The organism is Nesterenkonia sp. AY15, from assembly GCF_022565855.1.
GTDB lineage: Bacteria > Actinomycetota > Actinomycetes > Actinomycetales > Micrococcaceae > Nesterenkonia.
Map to the genome: position 1 here is coordinate 1 of NZ_JAJOYV010000011.1, position 16,988 is coordinate 16,988.

Genomic DNA, 16,988 nt, shown 5'->3' on the forward strand with positions numbered 1-16,988 from the left:
AGAAGGCGGCGGCGAAGCTTGAGGATCAGGCTCAGCCGCTGGTCGATGACGCGAAGGGTCAGGTCCAGTCGATGGCTGAGGAGCTCAAGGAGCCTGCGCAGGAATCTGTGCAGCGGGTTCGTGATTCTGCGGCGGAGAGCGCTCAGAACGTGAGGTCTGAGGGTCAGGAGCAGAAGAGCACCGTCACGGATTCGGCCAGGTCCTCGGCAGAGGAGGTCCGCGGCAGCTGAGACCGAGATCCCCGAGGGTCTCCGTATGGTCGAGCTGAAGACCGAATGATCGGACGCTCACATGCGAAGGCGGGGCTCCACCGATGGTGGGCCCCGCCTTCGCATGTGGTGAGAGGGAGTATACGGACCCGCCGGAGGCGGCTCAGATGGTGACGTCGCCCTTGGGGCTGCGGAAGGTCACCGACATGATGCCCGGCGTTCCGGAGGGTGCGATCCACTCCACGTCCACGTCCTCGAAGGGGTCTACGTTCGGGCAGGCCAGCCACTGGGTGACCCGGTCTGGGGAGCCTGCGATGCTCAGCTTCGTCAGCGCCGCCTCAGGCGGATAGGCCTGGGAGGGGTGCAGTCCGTAGGTGCCTTCGTTCCAGCGCAGCAGGTAGGGCACCTGAGGATCTGCGATGAGTCCCTTGATCCCGATCTGCTGCCACGTCAGCTCCTGACCGTCGGGGAACTTGCGGTTGCCCGGGACGGCCTTGCGTCCCAGCCGCTCCTCGAAGGGGGAGAGGTCATCGACGCTCACGCACCAGCCCATCCAGCCGCCGCCCACCAGGGAACGGTTGCGCACGGCCTGGCCGAAGGGGGCCTTGTCGGCGCTGGGGTGGTCCAGCACCTCGACGATCTCGAGGTACTGCCGGTTCTCCAGCGGAATGATCGCATTGCGAGTGCCGAAACGTGGGTGAATGCCGCCGCGGACGCGTTCCACGCCCAGCGCATCGGTGATTCGTTCCACCGTGGCTTTCATTCCATCGGGACCGACTGCATACGAGACGTGATCGAGGCGCATCATGTTGCCATCATGACACCACTGGGCGCAGAGATATAAATCGGGTTGAATATTCATACTTATCCGGCGTTTTTCTACTGATTGTAGAAACATCACGACGACGGCGCCCCCAGCCTCCGCATGGCGCGTATCCTTGATAAGTGCTCAAGACCGCTCTGCAGCCCAAATGGATCGGGACCCTCGCCCTGGCGCTGGTCCTGGCCACAGTCTTCGTGGTGCTGAGCGCCTGGCAGTTCAGCGAATCGAGCTCTGAACCGCCCCCGACCGAAGAGGTCACCGAGACCCCGGTCCCGCTCACCGAGGCCCACCAGCCGCAGCAGCCGATGACGGTGGCCGAAGCCGACCGGATCGTGGACGTCAGCGGTGAGTTCCTCGAAGACACCCAGGTGATCATCGATGAACGCCTGCAGAACGGAACATCCGGTTATTGGGTGGTCGCGGCCTTCCGACCCGACGATGCGCCGGATGACAACATCATCCCGGTGGTGCGCGGCTGGGTCACGGATCCGGCTGACGCCGATGAGCTTCCCTCCGGCGAGCCGCTCGAGATCCAAGGGCGGCTTCTTCCTCCCGAGGCTCCCGGACCGGGTCAGCGCGGGATGTCCGCCGATGGGACGCAGATCTTCCCCACCCTCTCCCCGGCAGAGCTCATCAACGTGTGGGACGAGCCGGGCTACTCCGGCTTCGTCGTAGCCTTCGAGAGCTCAGACGCCAGCGGCGCGGAGGTGGGTGCGGCGTCGTCGTCCTCCGGCATGGAACCGGTGCAGGTCGACCCGCAGCCCGAGACGTCGGACATCAACTGGCTGAACCTCTTCTACGGGGTGGAATGGACGGTCTTCGCCGGGTTCGCCTTCTATCTCTGGTGGCGGCTGGTCAAGGACGCCCACGAGAAGCAGCTGGAGGAAGAGCGGCTGGACCGCGAATGGCAGGAGCAGTGGCGCGCCGAGCAGCTCGCCCTGCGGCAGCAGACCCAAGCGAAAGACTAGAGACTCATGAGTGATTCCCGTACGGGCGATTCCCCCGTGACCGATCCCCAGATCGCCGATGACATCCCTCCGGCGCCGCCGCGGCCCAAGCAGCGCCGTTTCGGCGGCACCGCCGCGCAGATCCAGGGTTCGCTGACCTTCTACAAGGTCTTCGCCTTCATCACCGGCATCATGCTGCTGATCCTGGTCGCCAAGATGATCATGGACTACGGATTCGGCTACGAGCTCTACGCCGGCGGCACCACCGCCGAAGGGGCGGAGAACACGTTGGGCTTCCACCCGAAGGACTCGGTGATGGACGGCACCGGAATCTCCTACTGGATCGCAGTGATCCACGGTTGGATCTACGTCATCTACATCATCGCCGGATTCCGGCTCTGGTACCTGATGAACTGGAAGGTCGGCCGGCTGGTCACCATCGTGCTGGGCGGCGTCGTGCCGTTCCTGAGCTTCGTGGTGGAGCGCAAGATCGCCCGCGAGGTCAGGGTGGACATGGAGTCCAACCCGGAGGCCGTGCGCCGCTACTGAGCGCGGTCTCGGGCCGCTGGCACGAGGTGGCTCTCGGCACCGGATCTAGCGGTGAGCTGGTATCGGCCGGGCGCGCGTCCGGCGGGCCCAGAAGAGCACCGGGATCAGCAGCAGTGCGAGCAGGCCGCCGCCGAGCGAGAGATGCTCGAAGCTCGTCGCGGACATCACCATCCCCGACATCGCCCCGCCGCCGGCTCCGGCGAGGGCGATCAGCACATCTATGCCGCCCTGGGTGCGCGGGCGATTCTCCGGGATGGTCGCATCCACGACCAGCGCCGTGCCCGCGATCAGACCCACGTTCCAGCCCACCCCCAGCAGGATCAGCGCCAGAACCAGCAGCTCCAGCGAATCCCCGGGGGCGACCGCCCCCACCAGGCCTGCGCTGAGCAGGATCACCGCCGCCGCGACGCTCATCGGGATCCGACCGAAGCGGTCCACCAGGATCCCGGTGACCAGCGAGGGCAGCCACATGGCGCCCACATGCAGCCCGATCACCAGCCCCACCGAGCTCAGACCGTGGCCATGGGCGAGCATATGGATCGGGGTCATGGTCATGATCGCGACCATCGCGACCTGGGTGAGCACCATCACCGTGGCGCCGATATACGCCCCGGTCTCAGGCTTCGGGGCAGGGGAGGGCCCTGTGGCGGCGGCAGGTTCTGCGGCGGCCTGCTCCGCGGACTGCTCTGCGGCGGCGTCGGCCGCTTCGATCTCCGCAAGTTCACGCGCCAGCAAGAACGGATCCGGCCGCAGGAAGATGAACAGGATCGCTCCGGCGGCGAGGTATGCCGCTGCGGCGAGGAGGAAGGGGCCCGCCAGTGGTGGGATTCCTAGGCTCCTCGCCAGATCCCCGAGTGGTTCCACCAGGTTCGGTCCGGCCACCGCACCGAGGGTTGTGGAGACCATCGCGATGCTGATCGCGGTGCCGCGGCGTGATTCAGGTGCGAGGTCTGTCCCGGCGTAGCGGGCCTGCAGGTTCGTCGCGGTCCCGGCGCCGTAGATGAACAGCGCGAAGAAGAGCAGCGGGACATGATCCTCCACCGCGGCAGCCACCACCCCGATCGCTCCGAGCCCGCCGGCGGTGAAGCCGATGCCCAGTCCGACCCTGCGGCCCCAGCGCTGACTGACCCGCCCCACGGAGAACGCCGCCAGCGCGGAGCCCAGCGTGAACAGGGCGATGGGCAGCCCGGCCAGGCTCGCAGAGTCGAGCATCTCCTGGGCCAGCAGGGCGCCCACGGTGACTCCGGCGGCCAGGCCGGCGCCGCCGAGGATCTGGCTGAAGACGACGACGGTGAGCGTGCGCCGCTGGACGTCGATTCGTCGCACCTTGTCCCGCTGCTGGTCGCCCCCTGAATACATGGTCGATAACCTACACCGGGCGCAGGGCAGGCAAGCCCTCGTAGTCATCCTGGTCCCGTCCAGCCCCCGGACGTTGATCACCGACGCCCGGCAGGGCGGGGTCCGCTTGGTCCACACCGAGACACCAGGTCGAGACGGCGGCAATCAGGGCATGCGTCCGCACATCGCTGACCCTCGATTTCCGTCTGGGCCTGAAAAATCCTGGACATTTGCTCGCTCAGGGGAGAGACTGATATTCTTCGCGACCTTTACTCGGCATCGCAAGGAGGCGGTCATGGGTAGTGTGGGTTTGCTCTATGTTGGTGCGGTTCTGATCATCAATGGCTTGATGTTGTTGGATGTGGTTCCCGGTAAAGCCGCCGCTGCAATGAACTTGTTCGTCGGAGCCATGCAGGTGGTTTTCCCGACCATTATTCTTGCACAGTCTGAAGGTGATCCCGAGATCATACTCGGTGCGTCAGGACTCTTTCTCTTCGGCTTCACTTACCTGTATGTCGCATGGAATGTCCTGACCGATGCTCCAGGTGAGGGTCTGGGCTGGTTTTCTCTCTTTGTCGCGGCCTGCGCCGTTGTCTACGGAACGCTGAATTTCACGCTGGTAGACGACCCATTGTTCGGTGTCATCTGGTTCTCCTGGGCAGTGCTCTGGTTCATGTTCTTCGTGCTGCTGGGACTCGGCAAGGTCAGCATCCAGCGGCGTACTGGCTGGTTCACGCTGTTCCTCGGGATCTTCACCGGAGCCGTCACCTCGTTCCTGCTGCTCACCCAGAACTACCCGACCGGAGATGGAGCAGCGCTGATCGGGGCGGCGCTTGCAGTGGTGCTGTTTCTCCTGGCCTGGCTTCTAGGAGCTCCAAACAGGGTGAGCGTCTCTCGCGACAAAGACCCGTTGAATGCGTCGCCATGAGACTCGAAAGGTTCCGCTTGGGTGTCCGATATCAACAGGATGGTGAGGTCATATGCCGCTCTACAGCTTCCGGTGCGATGAAGGTTGCAGTTTCGATGCCTCCTACACAATGGATGAAGTGCCGCGAAAGCGGGCGTGCCAGCAATGCGATGGATCAGCGGTGCGGATTATCACCTCAGTGAACCTGTCTCGAGCAGGTACTACAGCGTTCCGAGCCGTGGAGAGTTCCCTGCGAAGCGCTCACGAGCCCGACGTTGTCTCCCAGTTGCCGCACCAGGCAGGGCGGTCGACTCCGATTACCACTAATCCTCTTCACGCGACTCTCCCGCGGACCTGAACGGAGGTTTTCCTGCCAGATATTTGACATGACCACAGGCGATGTTGAATTCATAAGGAGAAACCAAAATGCCGAAGACAATATTCAAGTTAGATTCCTCGAAAAAGTTCGGTGACCAGGAAAAGCTGGGACACAATCGCTGGCATCCTGAGATTCCATCCGTAGCGACCGTGAAGCCGGGAGAAAGTTTCCGCGTCGACTGCCGAGAATGGTTCGACGGGGCCATCGAGAACAATGATTCCGCAGAGGACATCCTCAATGCGCCGTTGCTCACGGTCCACGCGTTGAGCGGCCCGTTCCACGTGGAGGGGGTCAAACCCGGAGACCTGCTCATCGTGGACATTCTGGACGTCGGCCCTATTCCACAGGAAGACGACGGTCCGCTCGCCGGACAGGGCTGGGGATATACAGGTATCTTCTCGAGGAACAATGGTGGTGGTTTCCTCACCGAGCAGTTCCCAGACGCCTACAAGGCGGTGTGGGATTTCTCGGGGCAGACTGCCACCTCACGCCATGTACCTGGAGTCTCTTTCACCGGCATCGTCCATCCGGGCCTTATGGGTACCGCGCCCTCGGCGGAGCTGCTGGCGAAATGGAATGCCCGTGAGGGTGCACTGATCGCGACGGATCCAGACCGTGTGCCTCCGCTCGCGCTCCCTCCTGAGTCGGAGCATGCCGTGCTCGGGGGGCTTGATCAGGCGGAATGGAACAGAGTCGGATCCGAGGCGGCCCGCACTGCTCCGCCGCGCGAGAACGGGGGAAACCAGGACATCAAGAACTTCACCAAGGGGAGTCGTGTCTTCTATCCCGTGTTCGTCGACGGCGCCAACCTCTCTCTCGGCGACCTGCACTTCTCACAGGGAGACGGCGAGATCACGTTCTGCGGTGCCATTGAGATGGGCGGGTTCATCGATCTCCGGGTCGATGTCATCAAGGGTGGCATGGAGACCTACGGCGTCTCGGAGAACGCGATCTTCATGCCAGGCAACGTCGATCCGCAGTACAGCGAGTGGCTCGCGTTCTCAGGCACCTCGGTGACTCTCGATGGCGAGCAGCGATACCTTGACTCGCATCTGTCATATCAGCGGGCATGCCTGCATGCGATCGACTACCTGACGAAGTTCGGCTACAGCCCCGAGCAGGCGTATCTGCTGCTCGGCGCAGCGCCGATCGAAGGGAGGTTGTCCGGCGTCGTCGACATTCCAAACTCGTGTTCCACGGTCTACCTGCCGACCGCGATCTTCGACTTCGACGTTCGCCCCTCCGCGTCGGGTCCCGTGCAGATCGATCCAGGGATCGGTGCGCCCCGCGCAGCCAATCAGAAATAGCCCGCGCGCAACGTGAAGTGGTGAGCGCCCTCATCCAGGACAAGGAGCTCTTCGATGAGCAAGTGGGGGCGCTCACCCATTGCAGGCGCGCGGCAGACCTATCTGCTCATTGTCAGCGCAGACCTGGTGCGGCGCGCCAGAATCTTTGGCGGGGCTCCCATCGCTGGGGCACGAACGGGTGTCATGAGCGCCGGACGACTCGATATCCCGCCCGGCTGCGTCCCAGGGAGGTGGGTGGAGGACCCGGGGACAGGCGACAACACCCGGACCGCTAGGATGGAGCGGTGATTTCTCAGCCCGATTCCGCAGACTCTGCTGTCCCCGCCGTGGAGCGGTCCAACTCCGCGGCCCAGACCGTGCTGGTGGTGGACTACGGCGCGCAGTACGCCCAGCTCATCGCCCGCCGCGTCCGCGAGGCCCGGGTCTACTCCGAGGTCGTCCCGCACACCCTCGCCGCTGCCGAGATCATCTCGCGCAACCCCTCCGCTGTGATCCTCTCGGGCGGACCCTCCTCGGTCTACGCCGAGGGCGCCCCAGAGGTCGAGACCGAGCTGTTCGAGGCCGGCATCCCGGTGATGGGCATCTGCTACGGCTTCCAGGCCATGGCGCACAGCCTCGGCGGCGAGGTGGCCCGCACCGGCGACCGCGAATACGGCAAGACCGCGGTGCGCAGCGTCAACGCCCCGCACTCGCTGCTCACCGGCACCGACGCGGTCCAGTCCACCTGGATGTCGCACAGCGACTCCGTGCAGAAGGCCCCCGAGGGCTTCGAAGTCCTCGCCTCCTCAGAAGGCGCCCCCGTCGCAGCCTTCGCCGATGAGCAGCGCAGGCTCTACGGCGTGCAGTGGCACCCCGAGGTGCGCCACTCGCCCCAGGGCCAGCAGGTCATCGAGAACTTCCTCTACATCGGGGCCGGCCTGACCCCGGAGTGGACCACCGGCAACATCGTCGAAGAACAGGTCACCGCGATCCGCGCCCAGGTCGGAGACTCCCGTGTGATCTGCGGACTCTCCGGCGGTGTGGACTCCGCTGTGGCCGCCGCCCTCGTGCAGAAGGCCATCGGAGACCAGCTGACCTGCGTGTTCGTCGACCACGGGCTGCTGCGCGAAGGTGAGGCCGAACAGGTGGAGCGCGATTTCGTCGCGGCCACCGGCGCCAGGCTCTATGTGGCCGAGGAGCGCGAACGCTTCCTCGCCGCGCTCGAGGGCATCACCGACCCAGAGACCAAGCGCAAGATCATCGGCCGCGAGTTCATCCGGGCCTTCGAGGGCGCCGAGAAGGCCGTGCTCGCCGAGGCGGCCGCTGACGGTGCCAAGGTCGAGTTCCTGGTCCAGGGCACCCTCTACCCCGATGTGGTGGAATCCGGCGGCGGTGAGGGCGCGGCGAACATCAAGTCCCATCACAACGTCGGCGGCCTGCCCGAGGACATGGTCTTCAAGCTCGTCGAGCCGCTGCGCGCGCTGTTCAAGGACGAGGTCCGCGCCGTCGGGGCCGAGCTCGGCCTGCCCGCCGAGATCGTCCAGCGCCAGCCCTTCCCGGGCCCCGGCCTGGGCATCCGGATCATCGGCTCGGTCTCCGAGGACCGGCTGCGGATCCTGCGCAAGGCCGACGCCATCGCCCGCGAGGAGCTCACCGCCTCGGGGCTGGACCAGGAGGTCTGGCAGATGCCGGTCGTGCTGCTCGCCGACGTCCGCTCGGTCGGCGTCCAGGGCGACGGCCGCACCTACGGTCACCCGATCGTGCTGCGCCCGGTCTCCTCCGAGGACGCGATGACCGCCGACTGGTCCCGGCTGCCCTATGAGCTGCTCGCCAAGATCTCCAACCGGATCACCAACGAGGTCGAAGAGGTCAACCGGGTCACCCTGGACGTCACCTCCAAACCGCCAGGCACCATCGAATGGGAGTGAGTCGGAAGACTCATGCTCGACTCCTCCGCCGCTGAGGCGATCACCACCGTCATCGCCGGGCTGCTGCTGGTCATCGGCGCGCTCGGCGTCGTGCTCCCGATCCTGCCCGGCTCGCTGCTGATCATCATCACCCTGATCGTCTGGGCGCTGCTGCTCGGCGGACCGGTCGTCTGGACCACGGCGATCATCGGCGTCGTTCTGGCCGTGATCGGCTGGGGAAGCTCCACGGTGCTCACCGGTCGATCGCTGCACCGGCAACAGATCCCGCGCGGACCGATCATGATCGCCGTCGTCACGGCGCTCGTCGGGCTGATCGTATTCCCGCCGCTGGGGCTCTTCATCGGTTTCGCCGCGGGGCTCTTCGGCGCGGAGTTCGTCCGTCGAGAGCGCGATTGGCTCGCCGCCGGGACAGCGAGCCTGCACGCGCTGCGCGCCGTCGGACTTGGGATCCTGCTCGAATTCCTGCTCGCCGGACTGGCGATCTCGGCGTTCCTGATCGGCTCGCTGATCAACTTCGTCTCCTGATCCGGGACGGGCCAGCGGCTTCAAGGTCAGGCTGAGACCGATTGCAGGTTGTGCCGTCGGGATCATTAGACTTCAATGCATGTAATTATCGGCGATCCTCGTCATTCCTGACGGAGACGGGGGTGCCGGAGTGGGCGTGAGCCCACCCCGGTGGGGATTGTGGAAGGTCGTCTGTGAGCAAAGAACCAGCCGCTGAGGAGTGGGACCTGTCGTCCGAGAATGGGCCGGCAGAACCTGTGACGGAGCATCAGCGCCGTGACACCTCCGACGACGCCGCCCGCGCCACCGCGAGCTCGGCGGCATCGGCGTCCACCGCGGAGTCTGCAGGTTCGGCAGGCTCCGCTGATTCGGCTGCCTCGGCAGGGTCTCCCGGCTCGCCGAGCTCCCCGAACTCGCCCCAGTCCCCAGACTCGCCTGCTTCGCCCGGGTCCCCGGCTTCGCCGCAGTCCCCAGCCTCACCCGACTCCGCGGACTCCCCAGCCTCCGTCGGCTCCCGCCCCGATGGTCGAGACCCGGTGGCCGCCTGGCTGGAATCAATGGGGTCCGGCACCGAGAACGACACGATGCTTCGCTTCTCCCCGAACCAGCACAACGCCATCGACCTCACCGACGCCAACTCCTCGGGCATGATGCAGCTCATGGCGGGTCGCAAGACCCGGCTCTCCACGCTGCTCAACGATCAGAACGCGTTCACCATCGGCAAGCACGCCGCCCAGGGCATCCGGGCCAAGACCCGGGAGATGTCCGAGGAGCGCGGGATCGACGTCGGGTTCCTCGCCGCCGGGGTGGTCAGCTGGACCGAGGACGCTGGCCAGGCCTCCTCCGGCGAGCAGTTCACCGAAGACTTCACAGCTCCGATCATGCTGGTGCCGATCACCCTGCGCCCGCGTGAGGACGGCAGCGGTGACTTCGAGATCCAGTTCAGCGCAGCCGCCCGGCTCAACCCCGCGCTGATCCGTCACCTGGCCGCCCGGCACGGCACCCGACTGGACCCGGTGGAGTTCCACAACACCGGCTATGTGACAGCCCGCTTCGACCCGAACCGTCCCGCGGACACGCTCGCGCGCATCGCCGCCGGCGTGGACACCCTGCACTCGGTGCAGGTGTGGCGCCAGCTCTACGTCTCGACCTTTGCGGACCTGACCTTCCTGGGTGATCCCACGGGGCTGGAGCTCGATCACCCCGTCATCCATGCCATGGCCACCGGTGAGCCGCTGGGGCAGACCCGGGCCGATCGCACGCTGAAAGACCTGCCCTCGGTGGATGATCGGGAACCCCGCGACGAGCGCCTGGTCGCCGACGCCGATCCGCACCAGCAGGCCGCACTGGACGCGGTGCTCGCCGGGCAGTCCGTCGTGGTCTCCGCGCCCGCCGGCACCGGTCAGACCCAGACCGCGATCAACGCCGCGGCCGGCCTCGCCTGGCAGGGCAGGCGGGTGCTGGTCCTCGCCGAGCGCACCGCCACCCTGGAACAGTTCAAGGACCGGCTCGCGCAGGTCCACCTGGGCACGCTGGCGGGCAACATCTCCGCCGCCGCGACCTCCGAAGACATCCGCGACCAGCTCATCCGCGCCATCCGGCGCAATGAGCGGGCCGAGCCGCCCCGACTGGGAACCGTGCATTCGAGGCTGAAGAAGTCGCGCCACCAGCTGGTGGACCACGTGAAGTCGCTTCACAATGTGCGCCGCCGCTGGGACTGCTCGCCCTACCAGGCCATGCAGGCCCTGGCCGCGCTGACCAGCCTGACGCCCGCGCCGTCGACCTCTGTCCGGCTCAAACGCTCGGTGCTGGACCACACCGTGGACCGAAGCCAGATCACCGTGAAGCTCAAGCGCGCCGCCGAGCTGGGCGCCTTCTCCGCCGAGACCCGCGACAGCCCCTGGTTCAACGCGCGCCTGTCCAACCGGCAGGAGACCCGGGACGCTATGGCCCTGGTCGTCCAGCTGCGTGAGGAGCTGCCGGAGCTGCAGCAGATGATGGTCTCGGCATGCCAGGCCGCCGGGATCACCGCGGGTGCGACCTTCAGCCAGTGGAACAGCCAGGTGCTGCTCTTCCAGCGGGTGCAGGAATCGCTGGGCAGGTTCAGCCACGACGTCTATGCCCGCGCGGTGGACGACCTCATCGCCGCCACGGCCCCGGGCTGGTGGCGCCGACAGAACAACGTGGAGATGACCTCCGTGACCCGCTCGCGGCTGCGCCGGGTCGCCAAGGAATACGTGCGCCCCGGCGTCGCCATCGGAGACCTGCACTCCTCGCTGATCGATGTGCAGTCCGAGCGGGAGGAGTGGAACCAGTGGTCCATCTCCGACTCCGCGCCGAAGGTCCCACCCCGGCTGGACACGCTCTGTGACAGCTTCGGGAAGGTCCAGGCCCGGCTGCAGCGTCTCGATGAGGTCCTGGAGACGGGATCACTGACCGAGATGCCCATTGAAGAGCTGCTGCAGACCGTGGAGACCCTGGCCGCGGATGAGAAGCCGCTGGAGACCCTGCCCGAGCGCACGCTGCTCGGCGAACAGCTGCGCGAGCAGGGCTTCCGGGACCTGATGGAGGACTTCTCCGAGCGTGGGATCAGCGCGAACGTCGTCGGCGAGGAGCTGGAGCTCGCCTGGTGGCAGTCCGCGCTGGAGGCGATGATCTCCGGTGACGACTACCTGGCGATGACCACCGGCGAGAACCTGCGCAGCATCGAGGAGACCTTCCGCGAATCCGACGCCGGGCACATCGAGTCCAGCGCCCAGCGACTGGGTCACGCCCTTGCGGTGCGCTGGAAGTCCGCCGTGGAGGCCCACCCGCAGGCGGCCGCGAACCTGCGCGCCCTGCTGCGCGATTCCACCCCCACCATCGAGGCCCTGGAGGCGATCAACTCCAAGGTGACCCAGCCGCTGGTCCCGATCTGGACCACCTCGCCGCTGGGGCTGGGAGAGCAGTTCCCGCCTGAATACCGCGCCGACGTCGTCATCCTGCTCGATGCCGAATCGCTCGCCGTGCCCACGGCGCTGAACGCGGTGACCCGTGCCGCCCAGGTGGTGGCGTTCGGTGACCCGGTGGCCGGTTCGCCCACCCCCTTCCACGTCTCCGCCGATCCGGTCGCGCGCGAGGCCGAGCAGCCCCGCCCCGCCTCGATCTACACCGAGCTGGCCGCCGTGCTCCCGCACTATGCGCTGCGTCAGGTCCACCGCGGGGTCGATCAGGAGCTCACCGGGCTGCTCTCGTCCGCGCTCTACGACGGCGAGCTCACGCGACTCCCCGACGCCGCCCAGCTGACCGGCCAGGATCGTCGCTTCACCGTGGAGCTGGTCGCGGGCATCCAGGCCGGATACCGCGACGCCGTGGAGTCACCCACCGGGGAGGTCAACCGGGTGGTGGACATGGTCTTCGAGCATGTGCGCTCACGACGCGGGCACTCGCTGGCCGTGATCACCGGCTCGGCATGGCACGCCCGCCGGCTGGCCGACGCGATCCGGCTGAACCTCGCCAACCATGGCTGGGCCAAAGAGTTCTTCACCGATGGCGCTCACGGCGAGGGCTTCGTGGTGACCCCGGTGGAGCGTGCCGCCGGCCTGGTCCGCGACGACGTGATCTTCAGCCTCGGATTCGGCCGCTCGGTGAAGGGAGATGCCGCGACCCGCTTCGGGGAGCTCTCCGAGGCGCGCGGCCGCGAACACTTCGCGATCGCGCTGACCCGAGCTCGTGAGCACCTGCGCGTGGTCACCTCGCTTTCCAACGCCGACATGAACCCCGCCTCGCTGACCAACGGCGCTCGGGAGATCTACGACCTGATCAGGCTCGGTCTCGAAGGGTCGGACAACCCCACCGCGTCGGCGCAGCTGACCGATCCGCTGGTGCTGGACCTGGTGGACCGGATCCGGGCCCGCGGCGGGCGGGTGGAGGACGGGTTCCGCGGGACCCTGGACCTCGCCGCCTGCTCACGCAGGTTCACCCCGGACCAGCCGATGGTGCCGGTGGCGATGGTCTCCGACGGGACCAGAAGTTATGGCGCGATGTCTGTGCGCGAACGCTCGAGGCAGCGCCCCGCCGCGTTTGAGGCGTTGGGCTGGACCTACATGGCGCTCTGGACCATCGAGGTCTTCTCCAACCCGGTGCGCTGCACCGAAGTCGTCGCCGAACAGGTCGGGCTGGCCTCGGGACCGGAGTTCGCCGAGTCAGGCCGGATCACCGTGCACACTGCGGGGGCGGCCCCCCGCAGTCGCAAGGGCCGGGAGCAGGTTGCCCGCAGCGAGGGCATCCGCTTCGGCGGCGCGGCGGACCTCGAGGACGAGGATTCACACCGGAAGTCCAAGAAGTGGCTGCCGCCGCGGGAGCGCGGGGCATGGAAGCAGTAGGGCCTGGGCCCGGTGGCGCCGGACGCGCCGGACGCGCCGGGCGGAGAGGACGACGGCGCGTGGTGGCCCCACCGACCTCGGGCCAGTCCCATGAGGTGGAGTCTGACTTCACCGACCCATTCAGCACCGAGCCCTTCGGCGCTGCAGACTCCGTCCCCGGCCGCGGGGCGGGGGCTGCCGCACAGAATCCCAGCGCCGCAGAAGAGGAGACCCCCGGCAGGACGCAGAAGACCGAGGGCTCCGCGCCCAGTGTGCCACTGACCGCCCATGAGCAGTGGATTCTGAGTCAGCGTCCCCCGCACTGGGGTTAGCCCGGGACCACACGCTGGTCCGGGGTCATCTTCCCCAGGCCGCGGGGAGAGGGCCGTCAGTCGCCCGACTCCACAGCGCAAGGAGCTGCGGCACCTGCGCCGCGCTCCTCGTGGACGCTGGTGGCCATGCAGAGCATCAGTTCCGATCGACGCACCCGTCCAGGCACCCGCGGCGCTGACGAGGCCCGCCCCCGCGCCCGCCGGGGTGAACCGGCCACCGAATCGACGGGTCCGTTCATTCCGCAGCGACCGCGTCGGCGCCGCTCTCAGCCGCCGGCGCCGACCCGGGAACGATCTCCGCGGAGACGTGCCCGGCGGATACCGGCTGCTCACCCATCGGCGCCGCGGATGCCAACCGATCGGAGCAGCGTGGCCCGGGGGCAGAGGGTCAGGCCGCCGCGGATCAGCCGCCGACTGCGCGGTGCCGGGCTGCCCCGGCTGATCCAGCGGTTCCGCATCCCCCTCGCCCTGTTGCTGGGACTGGGCGCCGCCGGTGCAGCGGTGCTCACCGGAGTTCAAGGGCAGGTGGAGACCACGCCGGCGCTGCGGGCAAGCGCCGATATCGGCGCGGGGGAGCGGCTGAGCGCCGCCGTGATGGAAGAGGTCCAGGTGGATGTCGCGGCGGTTCCACGGGACTACGCCGTGGAGGCGGAGCAGGTGCTGGGACGACAGGTCGCCGTGCCGCTCCCGGCAGGGGCGCTGATCCACCCGGATCAGCTGGTGGGGCCCGGGCTGCTCGCCGGACAGGACCCCGGCACGGTGGCTGTGCCGGTGCGCCCGGCCGATCCGGCGATGGTCGCACTGCTCACGCCGGGGCAGCGAGTGGATGTGCTGGCCTCGAGCGACATCCCCGAGCGTGGCACGTCCGCACAGCTGGTGGCGACCGCCGCGCCGGTGCTGTGGGCCCCGCAGGATGATTCGGAGAACTGGCTGCCCAGCGGGACTGAGGCGGGCGGCGTCGTGATCCTTGCGGTGGATCCCGCCACTGCGGAGTCCATCGCCCAGGCCACCCAGGAGGGACGGCTGCATCTGAGTCTGCTCGGTACGGGGCCGCCGCGATCTTCGGACCAGCCGGAGACCTCCTCCGAGGGGTCAGTCGGAGGAGCTCGATGAACCCGATCCCGCGGACCCTGCGCTCGAGGACCCCGCGCCGGAGGCAGCCTTGGCCGGGCTCGAGGAGGAGTCGGAGGAGCCGTTCCCGCTGGCGCTCGAAGGTGCCCCGTCGGAACCGGAGCGCTTTGAGGCGTCGGTGCCTGAGCTGGCAGCAGCGCGGGAGTCCGTCCGGTAGAAGCCGGAGCCCTTGAAAGAGACTCCGACCGAGCCGAACTTCTTGCGCAGTGTGCCCTGACATTCGGGGCAGACGGTCAGCGAGTCATCGCTGAACTTCTGTGCGATGTCGAAGGCATGGCTGCAATCCTTGCAGGCATAGGCGTAAGTGGGCATCGGATTCCTCAGAGGTGAAGGGCGCTGGGAGGTCAGGTGCAACCGGCCAGCCTGCGGCAATACTGCCAATCAATTATACGGGCCTCAGCGTCGTGGCTTCGCGTTCGGTCACGATGATGTGGACCCGCAGGTCATGGGGCTCCACTGGGAGGGCGCCGGGGCTGAGGACCTCCGCGGCATGGACCACCGCGATGAAGCGCAGCGGCGCGAGGTCGGTCGGACTGTCCGCGGCGGACTCCACGGGCGTGGAGGCCTGGTGGTCGGCGTCGTTTCCGAAGGCGGTGTCGTTTCCGAAGGCGGTGTCGTAGAAGCCGCCGCCCTGACCCATGCGCGCTCCTTGCTGGTCCACGGCCAGGCCGGGCACCAGGACGGTGAGCCCCTCCGGGTGGCGTTCACGCAGCGCGAGGGTGCCGAGGCGGTCTCCCAGCGGCTCGTCGACGGCCGCGAACGCGCTGCGCCGCAGCTCCGCGTCAGGCGCCCAGGACACCCACTCGAGGACCCGGTCCCGGGTGCTGGCGATTACGGGAACGTACACGGCACCCCCGCCGGCGGCGTGACCGCTGAGGAACGGCCGCACGTCCGGCTCGCCGGGCATCGGCACATACCCCGCCACCGCTGAGCCTGCGGGCACCACGGACGGCAGGACCCGGGCCAGGGCCTGGCCGCGGATCGCAATCTGGTCAGCTGTCAGCTCCCGGCGCGCCGACCGGAGCCGGGATCGCGCGGCCGCCTTCGCTGCCGCGGCGGACGCGGGCTCGTCTGCGTGTGTCGGCATGCGGCTCAGCGCCAGGATTCAGACTGGATGAGGCTGGCGCGCAGGGCCTCTGCGGCGTCGGCCAGGCCGGGCGAGAAGGTGAACTGAGCGCTCAGGCGCAGCAGCGCGGCCCTCTCATAGGCCTCCAGCGCGTCGCCGGCGACCCCGTTCCGGTAGGCGGCGTCGTTGATCAGTCCGAAGACCACTGCGCGACGCGGCGCGTCCCACAGGCCGCGCAGCTCGTTCCACTTGGCGCAGGCGAGCAGCCCGCCCAGGTCGAGCGCGGGGTGGGCCCACCCCGCGTTGGAGACCTTCACCAGCGCCGGTCCCAGCTCGGGGGAGTACAGCAGGTCTTCATCCCGGAGCTGCCGGTGGGCAGGCACCATCCGACGCTCAGGGATCGAGGCCAACGCGTCACAGGCGGCCATGACGCTCGCGTGGAACAGCTCCGCCCCGACGAGATAGGGCCTGACCAGCGCTTCCCAGCGCTGCAGGCGACGGATCTCCGTGGCGGCCCCGTGCACCGGGGCGCTCGCGGGCAGCTCCCCCGGATGCTGGATCGCGGTGGACCACGCATCCAGGGACTGGTCCCAGGCGGTCTCCCATGCCTGCGCGCCGATCCGCTGGGGCCTGTGCAGAGAGGCGCCGGTCAGCGCCTGGAACGTCGCGGTGGAGTCATCATGGCTGATCAATCGAGGGAGCCTGAAGGGCCCGGAGAAGGCCTGTGCGCGTCTCATGCCGTCGAGCAGCTCGGTCGCGCGGCCTGCCGGCAGCACCACGGTGTAGGTCTCGTCCGAACCGTCTCGATGCCGCACCACTGCCCGCAGTCCTGGTTCATGGGCGATCACGAGGCCGCCCTGGGCGGCCTGCCGCAGGGCGGGCAGCTCCGGATCCGTATCGGGCGGGAACAGGTCGAGGTGCTCGCTGGGTCGGGCGGCACCGCGGTCGTGCTCGACGCGGAAGCAGCCTGCTCTTCGGGCGCGCCGCGACGCGGCGGCACGGGGCGCAGCGCCAGCGGCAGAGGAGGTCGACGTGCCGGCGTCCTCGGGAGCCTCGAAGGCGGTGACCTCCACCGCCAGCATCTTCGGCTTCCCCGGCACCGGCCAGGCGCGTTCCACTGACCAGCGGGTCTCTTCGGCGGAGAGGATGCGCGAAGGCAGTGATGCGGCGGGGTCAAGCATGTTCGAGACGTTCCTTTCGACCGGTTCGGCTCCCTCCAGCTTAGGCCCGGGACCCTGAGGTGATC

General features: G+C 67.7%; 16 protein-coding genes and 1 pseudogene. 11 read left to right on the forward strand and 6 right to left on the reverse strand.

What is annotated here, in order from left to right; genetic code table 11:
• Window positions 1–230, forward strand: a pseudogene (locus tag LSI54_RS12250) (DUF3618 domain-containing protein); the annotation flags it as partial.
• A 142-nt stretch (window positions 231–372) separates the two neighbouring features.
• Here LSI54_RS12250 and LSI54_RS12255 read toward each other — a convergent pair.
• On the reverse strand, window positions 373–1,017 hold the full coding sequence (locus LSI54_RS12255) for a VOC family protein (RefSeq protein WP_241466057.1): 645 nt from the start codon (window positions 1,015–1,017) through the stop codon (window positions 373–375).
• 137 nt (window positions 1,018–1,154) lie between these two features.
• On the opposite strand from LSI54_RS12255, the gene LSI54_RS12260 reads away from it, so the two are divergent.
• The gene (locus LSI54_RS12260) at window positions 1,155–2,000 is read left to right on the forward strand and encodes an SURF1 family protein (RefSeq protein ID WP_241471223.1); all 846 of its coding nucleotides are present in this window, start codon (window positions 1,155–1,157) and stop codon (window positions 1,998–2,000) included.
• 6 nt (window positions 2,001–2,006) lie between these two features.
• Window positions 2,007–2,528 carry a DUF3817 domain-containing protein gene (locus LSI54_RS12265; RefSeq protein WP_241471222.1) on the forward strand — a complete coding sequence of 174 codons (522 nt, stop codon included), beginning with the start codon at window positions 2,007–2,009 and terminating at the stop codon, window positions 2,526–2,528.
• 45 nt (window positions 2,529–2,573) lie between these two features.
• Here LSI54_RS12265 and LSI54_RS12270 read toward each other — a convergent pair whose 3' ends face one another.
• Complete coding sequence (locus LSI54_RS12270; RefSeq protein WP_241478495.1) at window positions 2,574–3,887, reverse strand: MFS transporter; 1,314 nt, start codon at window positions 3,885–3,887, stop codon at window positions 2,574–2,576.
• Window positions 3,888–4,161: 274 nt separating this feature from the next.
• Here LSI54_RS12270 and LSI54_RS12275 point away from each other — a divergent pair, with 274 nt between their 5' ends.
• From LSI54_RS12275 to LSI54_RS12290, 5 genes are all read left to right on the forward strand, one after another.
• Window positions 4,162–4,794, forward strand: coding sequence for an AmiS/UreI family transporter (locus tag LSI54_RS12275; RefSeq protein WP_241478496.1), 633 nt, complete (start codon window positions 4,162–4,164; stop codon window positions 4,792–4,794).
• Between the two features lie 52 nt (window positions 4,795–4,846).
• The gene (locus LSI54_RS13295; RefSeq protein WP_446740433.1) at window positions 4,847–5,131 is read left to right on the forward strand and encodes an FmdB family zinc ribbon protein; all 285 of its coding nucleotides are present in this window, start codon (window positions 4,847–4,849) and stop codon (window positions 5,129–5,131) included.
• Between the two features lie 68 nt (window positions 5,132–5,199).
• Window positions 5,200–6,459 carry a formamidase gene (gene fmdA / locus LSI54_RS12280; RefSeq protein ID WP_241466067.1) on the forward strand — a complete coding sequence of 420 codons (1,260 nt, stop codon included), beginning with the start codon at window positions 5,200–5,202 and terminating at the stop codon, window positions 6,457–6,459.
• A gap of 356 nt (window positions 6,460–6,815) precedes the next feature.
• Window positions 6,816–8,366 (forward strand): glutamine-hydrolyzing GMP synthase, encoded by a 1,551-nt coding sequence (guaA, locus tag LSI54_RS12285; RefSeq protein WP_241478513.1) that lies wholly within the window; start codon window positions 6,816–6,818, stop codon window positions 8,364–8,366.
• A gap of 12 nt (window positions 8,367–8,378) precedes the next feature.
• On the forward strand, window positions 8,379–8,891 hold the full coding sequence (locus LSI54_RS12290; protein ID WP_241466069.1) for a DUF456 domain-containing protein: 513 nt from the start codon (window positions 8,379–8,381) through the stop codon (window positions 8,889–8,891).
• Between the two features lie 247 nt (window positions 8,892–9,138).
• On the opposite strand, the gene LSI54_RS12295 is transcribed toward LSI54_RS12290, so the two are convergent.
• The gene (locus LSI54_RS12295) at window positions 9,139–9,453 is read right to left on the reverse strand and encodes a hypothetical protein (RefSeq protein WP_241478497.1); all 315 of its coding nucleotides are present in this window, start codon (window positions 9,451–9,453) and stop codon (window positions 9,139–9,141) included.
• 1 nt (window position 9,454) lies between these two features.
• Between LSI54_RS12295 and LSI54_RS12300 the strand changes: the two genes are divergently transcribed.
• The 3 genes from LSI54_RS12300 to cpaB all read left to right on the forward strand — a co-directional run bounded on the left by LSI54_RS12300 (window position 9,455) and on the right by cpaB (window position 14,658).
• Complete coding sequence (locus LSI54_RS12300; protein ID WP_241478498.1) at window positions 9,455–13,234, forward strand: DUF4011 domain-containing protein; 3,780 nt, start codon at window positions 9,455–9,457, stop codon at window positions 13,232–13,234.
• Between the two features lie 62 nt (window positions 13,235–13,296).
• Entirely contained in the window at window positions 13,297–13,545 is a 249-nt protein-coding gene (locus tag LSI54_RS12305; RefSeq protein ID WP_241476732.1) for a hypothetical protein, read from the forward strand.
• Between the two features lie 369 nt (window positions 13,546–13,914).
• Window positions 13,915–14,658: a Flp pilus assembly protein CpaB gene (cpaB, locus tag LSI54_RS12310; RefSeq protein WP_241478499.1), complete on the forward strand. Its 744-nt coding sequence runs from the start codon at window positions 13,915–13,917 to the stop codon at window positions 14,656–14,658.
• Here cpaB and LSI54_RS12315 read toward each other — a convergent pair.
• The 3 genes from LSI54_RS12315 to LSI54_RS12325 all read right to left on the reverse strand — a co-directional run bounded on the left by LSI54_RS12315 (window position 14,638) and on the right by LSI54_RS12325 (window position 16,923).
• Window positions 14,638–14,988: an FmdB family zinc ribbon protein gene (locus LSI54_RS12315; RefSeq protein WP_241466078.1), complete on the reverse strand. Its 351-nt coding sequence runs from the start codon at window positions 14,986–14,988 to the stop codon at window positions 14,638–14,640. The two genes, cpaB and LSI54_RS12315, sit on opposite strands and share 21 nt — an antisense overlap.
• Before the next feature lie 73 nt (window positions 14,989–15,061).
• Window positions 15,062–15,763 (reverse strand): 5-formyltetrahydrofolate cyclo-ligase, encoded by a 702-nt coding sequence (locus LSI54_RS12320; protein ID WP_241478500.1) that lies wholly within the window; start codon window positions 15,761–15,763, stop codon window positions 15,062–15,064.
• A gap of 5 nt (window positions 15,764–15,768) precedes the next feature.
• A complete protein-coding gene (locus LSI54_RS12325) occupies window positions 15,769–16,923 on the reverse strand; it encodes a hypothetical protein (RefSeq protein ID WP_241478501.1) in 1,155 nt (384 codons plus the stop codon).
• Between the last annotated feature and the right edge of the window lie 65 nt (window positions 16,924–16,988).

What these genes read in the sequence shown, in the direction of transcription:
- LSI54_RS12255 (WP_241466057.1), bottom strand. Translation starts at nt 1,017, where the DNA reads ATGATGCGCCTCGATCACGTCTCGTATGCAGTCGGTCCCGATGGAATG.
- LSI54_RS12265 (WP_241471222.1), top strand. Translation starts at nt 2,007, where the DNA reads ATGAGTGATTCCCGTACGGGCGATTCCCCCGTGACCGATCCCCAGATC.
- LSI54_RS12270 (WP_241478495.1), bottom strand. Translation starts at nt 3,887, where the DNA reads ATGTATTCAGGGGGCGACCAGCAGCGGGACAAGGTGCGACGAATCGAC.
- LSI54_RS12275 (WP_241478496.1), top strand. Translation starts at nt 4,162, where the DNA reads ATGGGTAGTGTGGGTTTGCTCTATGTTGGTGCGGTTCTGATCATCAAT.
- LSI54_RS13295 (WP_446740433.1), top strand. Translation starts at nt 4,847, where the DNA reads ATGCCGCTCTACAGCTTCCGGTGCGATGAAGGTTGCAGTTTCGATGCC.
- fmdA (WP_241466067.1), top strand. Translation starts at nt 5,200, where the DNA reads ATGCCGAAGACAATATTCAAGTTAGATTCCTCGAAAAAGTTCGGTGAC.
- LSI54_RS12290 (WP_241466069.1), top strand. Translation starts at nt 8,379, where the DNA reads ATGCTCGACTCCTCCGCCGCTGAGGCGATCACCACCGTCATCGCCGGG.
- LSI54_RS12300 (WP_241478498.1), top strand. Translation starts at nt 9,455, where the DNA reads ATGCTTCGCTTCTCCCCGAACCAGCACAACGCCATCGACCTCACCGAC.
- LSI54_RS12315 (WP_241466078.1), bottom strand. Translation starts at nt 14,988, where the DNA reads ATGCCCACTTACGCCTATGCCTGCAAGGATTGCAGCCATGCCTTCGAC.
- LSI54_RS12320 (WP_241478500.1), bottom strand. Translation starts at nt 15,763, where the DNA reads ATGCCGACACACGCAGACGAGCCCGCGTCCGCCGCGGCAGCGAAGGCG.
- LSI54_RS12325 (WP_241478501.1), bottom strand. Translation starts at nt 16,923, where the DNA reads ATGCTTGACCCCGCCGCATCACTGCCTTCGCGCATCCTCTCCGCCGAA.